Genomic DNA, 11,959 nt, shown 5'->3' with positions numbered 1-11,959 from the left:
CTCACAGGTTGACGCGCTCGAAGGCGCGCACCGAGAGCCGATGGGAGGCTGCGGTGAGGCTGGCGAACGCGAGCGCCCCGAGCGCGAGCACGAGCAGCTGCGGACCGACATCCGCGGCGTCGAGCGTGTCGAGGACGCCGCTCGCGCCGGGCAGGAGGGCGACGGCCAGCTCGGCTGCGCCGTAGACGACCGCGAAGGCGATCCCGGCGAGGACCCCGTGGCGGCCGATGCGGTGCCCGGTGGTGAAGTACCCGGGCAGGAACACGATGTTGAACACGCCGTAGGCCAGCAGGACGAAGCCGAAGAAGGCGGGGTTGCCGTCGAGACCGACGGCGTTGCCTCCCGGCTGCATCTGCGCGACGACGACGGCGACCACCGCCAGGGCGGCGAGCTGGACGAGCTCGACCGCGCCGACGATGAGGTGCTTGCCGGTCACGAGCCGGGCGCGCGCGATCGGCAGCGAGATGCTGAAGACATGGTCCCTGTTGGCGTTCGCCTCGGAGAAGGCGATGAACAGGGCGAGCATGAAGTAGCTGACGCCGATGATCATCGGGTAGTGCGGGATGAGGTTGAACAGCGTGAGAGCGGCGAACCCCAGGTAGGCGGGCGGCACGACGAGGCGTGCCTCCTTGTGCACGAGCGTGGCGATGCTCATCGTGCTCCCTCCAGGTCGTAGAAGACCATGAGGTCCTCCAGGTTCGGTCGTTCGGCCTGCACGTGCGGCGAGACCTCGGCCAGGTCGGCGGTGCGGACGAGGCCGGAGAATCCGAACGCGTGGTCGCGGTGGCCGATGAGCCGGCCGCGCAGGTCGTCGGTCAGCTCCTCGCGGGAGCCGCCGACGAGCCGGTGGCCGTCGATGGGGTCGTCCTTGGTGTCGTCCGCGATGACGTGCCCGTCGCGGATGAAGACGATGAGGTCGGCGATCTTGTCCAGGTCGCTCGTGATGTGCGTGGAGAACAGGACGGCGCGGTCGCCGTCCTCGACGACCTCCTGGAGCACCCCGAGCAGCTGGTCGCGCGCCACGGGGTCGAGCCCGCTCGTCGGCTCGTCGAGCAGGATGAGCCGGGCGCCGTGCGAGAGCGCCATGGCCACGCCGAGCTTGACGCGCATTCCGGTCGACAGCTCGCTGATCTTCTTGGCGTCGTCGGTGCCGAACCGCTCGAGGTAGCGCGCGAAGAGCCGCCCGTCCCAGTGGTCGTAGAACCGCCGGTAGACGTCGACGACGGTGCGCACCCGGTGCTTCGGGTAGACGTCGAGCGGACCGAGGGCGGCCCCGATGAGCTGCTTGGCCCCGGCCTCGTCGGCGTAGATGTCCCGGCCCTCGAAGGTCACGGTGCCGGCGTCGGGACGCACGATGTTGAGGATCGACTTGAGCGTCGTGGTCTTGCCGGCCCCGTTCACGCCGATGAAGCCGGTGATGTAGCCGGGCTCGATCTCGAAGGACACGTCCTCCAGCCGGAATCCCGGGTAGCGCTTCGTCAGTCCGTCGACGACGAGCATGGTCCACCTCCTGTGTTGCTACTGTGCATAGACAGTAGACACAGTGGGCGGGGCGGGGTCAATGCCTTTCGGCGGGTGCGGGAGTGTCGCAGGTCTCGTCAGCGGCCGTGGCGCCATGGGCGCCCGCGTCGTCGGCGGAGTTTCCCGCCCGAGCGGCGCCATAGGCTGGCCACATGGACGACGACGCACGGATGGCCGTGTTCCTCGACTACGAGAACCTCGCGCTCGGCGCGCGCGACCACCTGGGCGGGATGACGTTCGACTTCGGGCCGATCGCCGATGCGCTCGCCGTCCGCGGCCGCAGCCTCACCCGCCGCGCGTACGCCGACTGGTCGTACTTCGACGAGGACCGTCGGATGCTCACGCGCCACCAGTTCGAGCTCATCGAGATCCCGCAGCGCATGGGCGCCTCGCGGAAGAACGCGGCCGACATCAAGATGGTCGTCGACGCGATCGAGATGGCCTTCGAGCGCGACTACGTCTCGACCTTCGTCCTGTGCACGGGGGACAGCGACTTCTCCCCGCTCGTCCACAAGCTGCGCGAGCTCGACAAGCGCGTGATCGGCGTCGGGGTCGAGCTCTCGACCTCCCGGCTCCTGCCGCCGGCCTGCGACGAGTTCCTCTTCTACGACCGCCTCGAGGGCGTGGAGCCCGGGGACGAGGCCCCCCGACGACGAGGCGCGCACGCCCGGGGTCCCGCCGCCCAGGCGCGGCACGGGGCACAGGTGGTGCTGCCGTCGGGCAGCGGGACCGGCGCGGGGTCGTCGGTTGCCGGCGGGTCCGGCTCGACCGCGAAGAGCGCGGGTGGCGCCGGCGCGGGGAGCGCGGGCGGCGCCGGCGGGACCAGCTCGACGTCCGGCGGCGGTGCCGGAACCGGCCAGGGCGGCACGGGACAGGCCGACTCCTCCGGCTCGGCACGGGTCGGCACGCCCGACGACGACACCCCCGCCTCCCCCTCCGCCGTCGTCCCGGCCGAGGACGCGGACGGCTCCCCCGACGAGGCTGCGGAGTCCGAGCCGATCGAGGTCCGCGTGGCGCAGACGCTCGCCGGTCTGGCCTCGACGGCGGACTCCGTCACAGCGTCGGTGCTCAAGCGCGCGCTGCTGCGGAAGGACCCGACGTTCAGCGAGTCGGACCTCGGGTTCCGCTCGTTCGGCGAGGTGCTGCGGCACCTGGCCGGCCGGGGCGTCGTCGACCTCTCCCCCGGCCCCGCCACCGGCGACCCCGAGGTCTCGCTGCCCGACCGCGGGAGCGACCTCGAGGACACGTTCGACGTGCTCGTCGAGATCGTCGCCAAGGGGGACGGCAACGACGACGGCGCGTTCGCCCTGTCCGGGCTGAAGAACCGCCTGCGCAAGGAGCGACCGGAGTTCAGCGAGAAGGCGCTCGGCTACCGCAGCTTCCTCCAGTTCGTGCGGGGCGCCGAGGCGGGCGGGCACGTCGAGCTCGAGTGGGACGACGAGGCCGGCGACTACCTCGTCACCGTCCCCGAGGGCTGACCTCCTCGCCTGTCACCCGACCAGGATGTCGAACATCCTCGACACGAGTGTCGAGAATCCTTGACATTCTATGTCGAGGATCCTTAACATCGACGCATGACGCCACCGACGCGCACCGACGCGGGCACCGAGAGCCCCGTCCGCGAGCGCCGCAAGCAGCACCGCCTCACGCAGGCGGAGCTCGGCGCGCTGGTCGACGTCAGCCGCCACACCGTCATCGCGATCGAGCAGGGCGACTACGCCCCCTCGGTCTTCCTCGCCCTCCGCCTCGCGCGCGTCCTCGACGCCACGGTCGAGGACCTGTTCGGCGCGCACCCCGACGCCACCCCGAGCCACACAGGAGACCCCTCATGAGCACCGACGACCGCACCGCCGGCCCCGAGTCCTCCTTCGCCACCACCGACGACGCGTCGCCCCGCACCGATCACCCCGAGCCCACCACGCCCGCGGCCCACCCGCGCCGATCCGTCTCCGCACCGTCCGTCATCGGCGACGAGCGCGAGCACGCGGTGGCCAACGAGGCCGCCGCCGTCGGCATGTCGGCGGGGATCTACGCGGGCCTGGGCATCGCGCTCGTCGCGGCGGTCCTCGGCTCGCTCGTCGTGCCGGTGGTCGCCGTCGCACTCACGGCCATCCCCTCGTGGACGATGATGCTGTGGGCGCGGCGCCGCGGGGTCGACCTGGCGGAGCTCGCCGGCCGACTCCCGGCCCGGCAGAAGACCCGCGTCTGGGCGGTCGCCGGCGTCGGGCTCCTGCTCGTGCTCGCCGCGCTCGCCTGGACGCTGTTCACCGGCGACGCCCTCGTCGCACTGCCGTCGGTCGAGGTCGCCGGCCCGGACGCGACCGGTATCGCCCCGAGCGTCGCGCGCGGCGCCGTGATCGGGGGGTTCGCAGGACTGCTCGTCGCCGTCGTGACGTCCTATCTTCCCGGCCGCCGCCGGGACCGCGACGACGCGTAGCCGTCAGGCCGGGTCGAGCAGCTCCTGGGCCGCGGCCCGGTGCGTCGGGTCACCCGTCTCGAGCGCGTAGATCCCGTACCCCACGGGGTTCGCCGCCACGATCTCGGCGCAGTGGTCGGCCAGGCGCGGCCACGTCCGGCCGCCGCTCGCCTCGTAGGCCTCGAGCGTCACCGCGAAGGCCGCCGTGCCGGCCGTCATGTGGTGCAGGGCGAGGTCCGCGCCGGGGTCGCCGACCTTCGCCGTCGTCCAGTCGAGCACGGCCGTCGGCCGCTCGTCGGCGTCGACGAGGACGTGAGCGGGATAGAGCTCGCCGTGCGTGAGCACCGACCAGGTCGGCCAGAAGGAGTCGTCCGCGAGCCAGGAGCGCCACCGCTCGAGCAGCTCGGGCGCCACCGTGAACCCCTCGGCGACCCGGTCCACCTGGCCGGACCACCGGCGTCGGACCTGCTCGGGCGACTCGACCGGCATCCCGGCGGCCCGCGCCACCTCCACGTCGATGCCGTGCAGCTCCGCGACGAGCGCGCCGAAGGCTCGCGCGTACGCCGTCGAGGTCGGGTCGACCCGCCACACCGGCTCGCCCGCGGCGTCGATCGTCAGACCCGGCTCACCGGGCAGCTGCGGGTAGGCGACGAGCTCGGCCGACCGGACCCGCCAGTCGGGGACGGCCACGGTGAGGCGAGGACCGACGGCGTCGAGGACGGCGGCCTCGTCGGCGATCCGCTCCGCGACGTCGGGCCGCCGCGGGACCCGAAGGACCCACCGCTCGCCGTCGTTCGCGGTCGCGAAGGCCACCCGGTAGTCGAGCCCGATCTCCTCGAGCCGCAGCGAGTCCGCATCGATGTCGAGCCCGTGCCGCCGGGCCAGCTCGACGAGCCCGGCCACGGTGTCCGCGGGTGGCGTCCCGGTCATCGGTCCCCCTCGCTCATCGGTCCTCCTCGGTCGTGGACACGCTCGGTCGTGGACGCCGAAGGCGCCGCCCCTGCGCGAGATGCGGCGCCGTCGTCGTCGGGTGGTGACCGCCGGTCAGCCGGCGGCCGGTGACGTCAGAAGTCCCAGTCCTCGTCCTCGGTGTTCTCCGCCTTGCCCATGACGTAGGACGAGCCGGAGCCGGAGAAGAAGTCATGGTTCTCGTCCGCGTTGGGGCTGAGCGAGGACAGGATCGCCGGGTTGACGGCGGTCTGGTCGGACGTGAACAGGCCCTCGTAGCCGAGGTTGTTGAGCGCCTTGTTGGCGTTGTACTTGAGGAACGCCTTGACGTCCTCGGTCAGGCCGAGCGGGTCGTAGAGGTCCGCCGTGTACTGCTCCTCGTTCTCGTACAGCTCGAAGAGCAGCTCGAAGGTGTAGTCCTTGAGCTCCTGGCGACGCTCCGGCGAGGCCTTCTCGAGGGCCTTCTGGTACTTGTAGCCGATGTAGTACCCGTGGACGGCCTCGTCGCGGATGATGAGGCGGATGAGGTCCGCGGTGTTCGTCAGCTTTGCGCGGCTCGACCAGTACATCGGCGCGTAGAAGCCGGAGTAGAAGAGGAACGACTCGAGCATCGTCGAGGCGACCTTGCGCTTCTCCGGGTCGTCGCCGCGGTAGTACTCCATGACGATGGCGGCCTTGCGCTGGAGGTTCTCGTTCTCCTCCGACCAGCGGAACGCCTCGTCGATCTCGGCGGTGGAGATGAGGGTGGAGAAGATCGAGGAGTACGACTTCGCGTGCACCGACTCCATGAACGCGATGTTCGTGTAGACGGCCTCCTCGTGCGGGGTGACGGCGTCCGGGATGAGGCTGACGGCGCCGACGGTGCCCTGGACCGTGTCGAGCAGCGTGAGGCCCGTGAAGACGCGGGTCGTCATCAGCTTCTCGTCGTCGGTCAGGGTCGCCCACGACTGGATGTCGTTGGACAGCGGCACCTTCTCCGGCAGCCAGAAGTTCGAGGTCAGGCGGTCCCAGACCTCCTGGTCCTTGTCGTCGATGATGCGGTTCCAGTTGATCGCCTGGACCGACGAGACGAGCTTGAGCTTCTCGGACACGGTGCTCCTTGTCGTGCAGCCGCGCGGGCCGTGCGCGCGGTCGGGTGACTCCGCGCGGGGCGCGGGGACGGTGCGCCCATCGTCCCACGAAGCACCGACGGCGTCGCCGACCGACAAGGTGAGGTACGACGTCGACGCGCCGGTCACCACGCCCCGCCCTGACCGGCGGTCGGACGGTCGTGGGGAGGACGGACCACGTGAGGACCGTGACGACCAGGAGCTCGCCGGTGAGAATGCCGGGGTGACCAACTCGCACAGCCCGCATCCGGGACCTCACCGCGGCCCGCACCCCGGGCAGCATCCTGGCCGACTCGTCGGGCCTCACCCCGGTCCGCAGCATCCTGACCGGCACATCGGGCCCCACTGCGGCCAGGCCCCCGGCCTGCTCTCCGGTACGCCCGACGGGGCGAACGCCCACCCGTTTCCCGGTTCGCCACCTGTCCGGGGCCCGTGGGACGACCGGCATGCGGGACGACGCCCGTGGCTCTCCGCGGCGGCCGACGTCGCGGCCGTCACCGCCACCTCGCTGATCGCCACCCTCCTCGCTGCCACGCTCGCCTCGCTCCTGATCGACGAACAGGGCGACTTCCGCCTCGAGGGCGGGCGCCGCATGCCCGAGGGCGATTCGGGCGCCGCACTCACCGCGACCACGATCGCCCTGGTCCTCTCGCTCGTGGTCCTGCGGCTCCACGGCCGTTGGCGCGACCGCCGAGACTGGTACGAGGGCCGCGGCGATGCCCGCTCGATGAGTCCGGGGGCGTGCCTCGGCGTCGACCTCGTCGAGTCGGTGCTCCTCGTTCTTCCGCCGGCGCTGATCCTGCTGACGACCGATGTGCGGGCGGACCGGGAGGTCGGCCTCGCGATGGTGAGCACCGCCGCCTTCCTGCACATCTCCCGTGCCCTCGGCTCGCTCGGCTGGGCGGCAGAACCGTCTCCACGTACCGGCGACAGCCGTCCGCTCGTGGGACGCGGCCGGGGCGCGACGTTCCTCCGGGTCGCACTGGCCGTGGTTGCTGCGGCGGGTGCCCCGCTCGTCGGGCTGCTCGCGTTCGATGACACCGACTTCATCCACGCCGGCGCCACAGTCACTGCCGTCATGCTCCCGATCATCACGTTCGTGGTCTGGCTCCGGTCCCGGACCCGGCGCCCACACGGAACCGCAGACCCGACAATGGGCGCATGACCCTGCACGGCGATCACCCCGTCCCGGCGCCCGGCACGCGCGCCCCCGACGGGAGCGTGTGGAACGGCCGCTTCTGGGAGCTCCCGCCCGGCGGGCCGGGCGGCCCCTCGGCGGGCCCACCACCCGGTAGCTCGCCTCACGGGGCGCACGACCGTCCGGGCATGCACGACCCCTACGGGGCGCACCCGTCGCCCGGCGCCCACACCGTCCAGGGCCGGCATGCCGCCGAGGCACCGCCCCTCGCCCGGACGACGGTCCGCCGGCTCGCCCGCCGCCGCACCATCGCCATCGGGACGGGCGCGCTGCTCGCGACCGCCGCCGCGGCCGTCGCCCTCCCGATCCTCGGCGAGATCCCCGACTTCCGCGGAACCACGTTCGACGAGGTGATCACGGTCGCCGGCGTCCTCGTCGTCGCGCTGCTCGGCTACGGGATCTTGCTCGCCGCCCTGCCCTACCGACGCTGGTCGGGCGGCGCACGGAACGTGACCGAGCCGAAGAACCCGTGGCTCGACCTCCTGCGTGGCCTCCTCGCGATCGTCCCCGCGGCGGTCGTCGCCGGCGCCGGCAACGGCCTCGACGACGCACCTCTCGCACTCGCGGGTGCGCTCGCGTCGGCCACCTTCGGCTACGTCGCCGCGTTGCGCATCCCCTGGCGCCTGCTCGACCACGGCCCCGACGACCGTCGCGCGACCCGCCGGACGCGCGTCTCCCGCGCGCTGGTCGCGCTCCTGCTGGGGCTGCTCAGCCTGGCGCCGATCCTCCTCGTGCCGGGGTACGGCGGCGAGCAGGTCGTCCTCGGCCTCATCCTGCTGGTCGGCGCCCTCGTGGTCTCGTGGGTGGGCTACCTCCTCGGGCACATCCTCCCGGGCGGCCTCTGATGGCGCAGCAGCACGCCGCGCCGCCACCTGGCGCACGCCGTGCTGACGGCAGCGTGTGGAACGGCCGGTTCTGGGAGCTCCCGCCCGGGGGACCGGGCGGCCTGTCGGTCGATCAGCTCCGCGACGACCCACGCGCACGCTCCGGACGTCCGATCGACCCGGGCAGGTCCACACGCTCCGACCTCACGACGACGACGATCGCCTCGATCGTCCTCACCGCGGTCGCCGCGCCGGCGGCCGTCCTCATCGACGCCAACGGGCCTGACGACATGGCCCCCGGGCTGATCGCGACGCTGGCGGCAGGCGCGGGTGTCGTCGTCGGGGGCGTGGTGCTCCTCCTCCAGCGCTTCCGGGTGCACGAGCGTGCCTGGTACGTCGCGCGCAGCGACGCCCGCTCGATGGGCCCGCTCACCGCGCTCGGCCTCGACCTCGCGCAGGCCCTGCTCGGCTACGCGGCACCCGTGGGCCTCGCGATCGGCGCAGCGGCGGCCGGCGAGCGCCTGCTCTCGCTCGCCGGTTTCGCCTCGACCATGTTCGTCGGCCTCACGCTGGCGGTGTGGGGCTCCCGCGACCCGCTGCGCGGCGACGGGTTCCGGCGCAACCTCCGCCACGAGTGGATCCACGAGGTCGTCGACGGCTTCGCCCGGCGCGGCCGGGCCACGCGCTGGACACGGTTCCTGCTCGGGGTGGTGCTCGGCTCGGCGGCAGGCGCGGTGGCCGTCGTCGTCCCCGAGCCCACGCCCGAGGCCGGGATGATGGTCGGGATCCTCATGGTCATGGCGATCGCGGGCTGGATCTTCTTCGGCATCCACGCCTGGTGGGACAAGGTCGAGCGCAAGGCCTTCTCGACGGCCCCCGGCGGCACCCGACCGGAGGAGCGGGCGCGATGACCTGGGAGCAGCCGCCGCTCGACGGCGGCAGGTCGAGCATCTCGGACATCGCGGCGACAACGCTCGGCGCGCTCCTCATGACGGCCGCCGCCGTCGGCGTCCTCCACCTCATGGCCACGTACGCCGATCCGGACGCACCCGGCGCGAACGCCACGATCGCCGCCTGCACCGGCGCCGTCGCCTACGCGGTGGTCCGCATCGTCCAGCGGTTCCGCATGGACGCCCGGTCCTGGTACACGCCGCGCAGCGACCGCCGGTCGATGAGCCTGCCCACCGCGCTGGTCCTCGACCAGGTCCAGGGAGTCCTGCTCTACGCGCCGCCCGTGGTGCTCACCGTGCTCGCCGCAGAGCGGGGCGACCGGGACCTCGCCCTGACCGGGGCGACGTGCGCGGTCGTGCTCGGCGTCCTCACCGCGATGTGGGCCGTGCGCTGGCCGCTCCTCCACACCGGCCTGCGTCAGGTACCGAACCAGTCCGCGCGCTACGAGCCGGTGGTCGGGTTCGTCCGGCGCGCCGTCCCGTCCCGGCTCCTGCGCATGCTGCTCGGCCTCGTGCTCGCGGCCGCCGGGGCGGCTGCGGGTGCGCTCGTGCCCGAGCCTCGCCCCGTGCTCGGCATGATGCTCGCGATCATCTTCGTGCTCGGGTCGGCCGCCGGCGTGTTCCTCCGGCTCAACGACCGCTGGGACAGGCAAGAGGGCCGACGACGCGAGCGGATCATCGCCGAGCGCCAGGAACGAGCGCGCCGGAAGCAGCAGGTGCGCGGGTGAGGGACGCGCCGAGGGGGCGCGGATGAGCTGCGCGCCACGGGGGTGCCGATGAGCAGGGCGCCGAGGGAGGACCGATGAGCAGGGCGCCGAGGGAGGACCGATGAGCAGGGCGCCGAGGGAGGACCGATGAGCCGGCCGCCGAGGGAGGACCGATGAGCCGGCCGCCGGACGGACGGCCCTGGCCGGCCCCCGACCGCGGGCCGGCCGACGAGCTGTGGCCGGGACGCCGATCGTGGCCGTCGGCGGGCTGGGACCTCGTGGCGACCACCACGATGGCGGTCGTGGCCGTGCTCGTCGCCGCCACCCTCGCCCCCGCGCTGCTCGACGACACCGGCCGTCTGCGTGTCGACCTCTTCGACGGGACCGACGGCGCGCCGGCCGCGGCGATTGCGGCCGCGGCCGTCGGACTCGTCGTCGCTCTCGTCGTCCTGCCGGTCTACCGGCGGTGGCGCAACGGCCGACCCTGGTACGAGGGACGCGGCGACGCGCGATCGATGGGCACCGGCGCCGTGCTGCTCGTCGACCTCGTCCAGGCCGCTCTGCTCACGATCCCGCCGCTGGTGGTCCTGCCGGCTATCGACCTCTCCCGGCACCCGGAGAGCGGGCTCGCGGCGGTCGGCGCCGGTGCCGGACTGCTCGCCCTGCGCGGGGCGACCGCGCAGGTCTGGGCCGGCGAGGCACAGCCACGGAAGGGGGACCCGCGGCTACTGGCGCCCCGCTCACGGGTCGCGAAGGTGTCCCGGATCGGGGCCGCCTGGCTGATGGCCCCGGCCGGGCCGCTCGTCGGGCTCGTCGCGTTCGAGGACGGCGAGGCGTTCGTCCTGGTGGCGGTCCTCGTCGCGGTCCTCGTGCCGCTCGTGAGCGTGGTGTCGTGGTTGAGGTTCCGGACGCCGCGGCCACCCGGGTACGCGGAGCCGACGGTGCCGCGACCGGGGGCTCGCGCCCCGGACGGCCTGGGGCCGGGGGCCGGTCCGCACGCCACGCGCTGAGCGCACCGACGCCGACCGTCCCCCGCCCCGGGCGTCAGCTCTCGGTCTCGGAGCTCTCGTCGTCGTCGGATGATTCCGTCCCGGACCCGGACCCGGACCCGGATCCGGAACCGGACTCCGAACTCGACTCTGCGCCGGGCCCTCCCGCGTACTCCCCCGCGAGCATCGCGTCGACGTAGTCGGGGTTCTCCTCGAGCCACTGGTCCACGGCCTCGTCGTTCGACTCGCCGCCCAGCTCGTTGAACATGATGTTCTCGAGGGAGTGCAGCTGGTCGCTGGTCATGTAGAAGCCGCTGAGCCACTCGGCGATCTCGGGGTGGTCCTCCGAGAAGCCCGCGGTGCCGTACACGTAGATGTCGTCCGGGGTGCCGAGCGCTCCCTGCGGATCCTCGAGGTCCCGGATGGGGAAGGCGTCGTACGCCCAGTGCGGGCGCCACAATGTCACGACGATGTTCTCACCGGACGACACGGCGGCGTCGAGCTCGGAGAGCATCGCGGTGGTCGACGAGGTCACGAGCTCCATGTCCTCCAGCCCGTAGGTGGGGATCACCTCGTCCTCCGTGAGCCCGGTGAGCACGGCCCCCTCCTCGATGCCGACGATCCGGTTGCCGAACTCGTCGGCGTGGTCAGCGAGCTCGTCGAGGGACGTGATGGGGGCGTCCTCGTTGACCGCGATGGTCATCGGCGCCTCCTCGTACCACATGCCGATCTCCTCGACCCGGTCGCCGTACTCCTCGATGTGCGGCGCGTTGGCGTCGGGGAGCCATACGTCGTAGTTGAGGTCGTACTCGCCCTCGGCCAGACCCGTCCACAGCACCGCCATGTCGACGGTCTCGAGCTCGACCTCGTACCCCCGGTCCTCGAGGATCCGCTGCCACAGGTGACCCGTCGCGAGCGCCTCCTCCCAGCCGGCCGGGATGCCGATGACAACGGGCTCGTCGCTGCTGCCCGCGTCGTCGTCGGAGCCGCCGCAGGCGGCCAGGGTGAGGGCGAGTGTCACGGCCACCGAGACGGACGCGGTGCGATGGGTGATGGTGCGCATATGGTTCCTTCAACTGCTCATCTGCCAGGAGCGGCCCAGCTGCGCGCTCCGTCGGTGGGGATCGATCCTCGGCGACCTCGGGTCCGGCGCCCCGTGCCGCCGCCGTCCACCGGATCCTCGTCGTTCCCGGTCGACTCCCCGTCCGGCTACCCGCGTCGCCGCGCCCCCGGACGGCCGCGGGGGGAGCTCCAGGGGGGGGGGGGGGGTGGGGTTTGTGGTTGGTTTTTTGGGGAG

Annotated in this window: 13 protein-coding genes; 8 read left to right on the top strand and 5 right to left on the bottom strand. The window is 72.7% G+C overall.

Translation table 11 applies throughout. The features are described 5' to 3' along the window. Window position 1 precedes the first annotated feature (1 nt). Both ACZLMO_RS12380 and ACZLMO_RS12375 read right to left on the bottom strand, forming a co-directional pair. Complete coding sequence (locus ACZLMO_RS12380; protein WP_463653920.1) at window positions 2–655, bottom strand: ABC-2 transporter permease; 654 nt, start codon at window positions 653–655, stop codon at window positions 2–4. Beyond that, window positions 652–1,500, bottom strand: a complete 849-nt coding sequence (locus ACZLMO_RS12375; protein WP_463653919.1) for an ABC transporter ATP-binding protein — start codon at window positions 1,498–1,500, stop codon at window positions 652–654. The genes ACZLMO_RS12380 and ACZLMO_RS12375 overlap by 4 nt, the downstream gene beginning before the upstream one ends. Window positions 1,501–1,673: 173 nt before the next feature. Here ACZLMO_RS12375 and ACZLMO_RS12370 point away from each other — a divergent pair, with 173 nt between their 5' ends. The 3 genes from ACZLMO_RS12370 to ACZLMO_RS12360 all read left to right on the top strand — a co-directional run bounded on the left by ACZLMO_RS12370 (window position 1,674) and on the right by ACZLMO_RS12360 (window position 3,958). Further along, window positions 1,674–2,999, top strand: coding sequence for an NYN domain-containing protein (locus tag ACZLMO_RS12370; RefSeq protein ID WP_425715692.1), 1,326 nt, complete (start codon window positions 1,674–1,676; stop codon window positions 2,997–2,999). 96 nt (window positions 3,000–3,095) lie between these two features. Continuing rightward, a complete protein-coding gene (locus ACZLMO_RS12365) occupies window positions 3,096–3,353 on the top strand; it encodes a helix-turn-helix transcriptional regulator (RefSeq protein WP_425715691.1) in 258 nt (85 codons plus the stop codon). After that, window positions 3,350–3,958 (top strand): hypothetical protein, encoded by a 609-nt coding sequence (locus ACZLMO_RS12360; protein WP_463653918.1) that lies wholly within the window; start codon window positions 3,350–3,352, stop codon window positions 3,956–3,958. The genes ACZLMO_RS12365 and ACZLMO_RS12360 overlap by 4 nt, the downstream gene beginning before the upstream one ends. A 3-nt stretch (window positions 3,959–3,961) precedes the next feature. Here ACZLMO_RS12360 and ACZLMO_RS12355 read toward each other — a convergent pair whose 3' ends face one another. Beyond that, complete coding sequence (locus ACZLMO_RS12355; protein ID WP_463653917.1) at window positions 3,962–4,867, bottom strand: macrolide 2'-phosphotransferase; 906 nt, start codon at window positions 4,865–4,867, stop codon at window positions 3,962–3,964. Window positions 4,868–5,001: 134 nt separating this feature from the next. Continuing rightward, window positions 5,002–5,976 carry a class 1b ribonucleoside-diphosphate reductase subunit beta gene (nrdF, locus tag ACZLMO_RS12350; RefSeq protein ID WP_425715688.1) on the bottom strand — a complete coding sequence of 325 codons (975 nt, stop codon included), beginning with the start codon at window positions 5,974–5,976 and terminating at the stop codon, window positions 5,002–5,004. A 241-nt stretch (window positions 5,977–6,217) separates the two neighbouring features. On the opposite strand from nrdF, the gene ACZLMO_RS12345 reads away from it, so the two are divergent. From ACZLMO_RS12345 to ACZLMO_RS12325, 5 genes are all read left to right on the top strand, one after another. Next, entirely contained in the window at window positions 6,218–7,159 is a 942-nt protein-coding gene (locus ACZLMO_RS12345; protein WP_463653916.1) for a hypothetical protein, read from the top strand. Further along, window positions 7,156–8,037 carry a hypothetical protein gene (locus ACZLMO_RS12340; RefSeq protein WP_463653915.1) on the top strand — a complete coding sequence of 294 codons (882 nt, stop codon included), beginning with the start codon at window positions 7,156–7,158 and terminating at the stop codon, window positions 8,035–8,037. Before ACZLMO_RS12345 ends, ACZLMO_RS12340 begins: the two co-directional genes overlap by 4 nt. Further along, on the top strand, window positions 8,037–8,927 hold the full coding sequence (locus ACZLMO_RS12335) for a hypothetical protein (RefSeq protein WP_463653914.1): 891 nt from the start codon (window positions 8,037–8,039) through the stop codon (window positions 8,925–8,927). The genes ACZLMO_RS12340 and ACZLMO_RS12335 overlap by 1 nt, the downstream gene beginning before the upstream one ends. Continuing rightward, window positions 8,924–9,694: a hypothetical protein gene (locus ACZLMO_RS12330; protein ID WP_463653913.1), complete on the top strand. Its 771-nt coding sequence runs from the start codon at window positions 8,924–8,926 to the stop codon at window positions 9,692–9,694. The genes ACZLMO_RS12335 and ACZLMO_RS12330 overlap by 4 nt, the downstream gene beginning before the upstream one ends. Window positions 9,695–9,846: 152 nt before the next feature. Next, window positions 9,847–10,683: a hypothetical protein gene (locus tag ACZLMO_RS12325; protein WP_463653912.1), complete on the top strand. Its 837-nt coding sequence runs from the start codon at window positions 9,847–9,849 to the stop codon at window positions 10,681–10,683. A gap of 34 nt (window positions 10,684–10,717) precedes the next feature. On the opposite strand, the gene ACZLMO_RS12320 is transcribed toward ACZLMO_RS12325, so the two are convergent. Continuing rightward, complete coding sequence (locus ACZLMO_RS12320; protein WP_463653911.1) at window positions 10,718–11,725, bottom strand: glycine betaine ABC transporter substrate-binding protein; 1,008 nt, start codon at window positions 11,723–11,725, stop codon at window positions 10,718–10,720. Window positions 11,726–11,959: the final 234 nt, after the last annotated feature.

The organism is Georgenia sp. G2120, from assembly GCF_055326485.1.
Note: the sequence above shows the minus strand (reverse complement) of the source record. Positions and strands in the feature narration are given on the sequence as shown.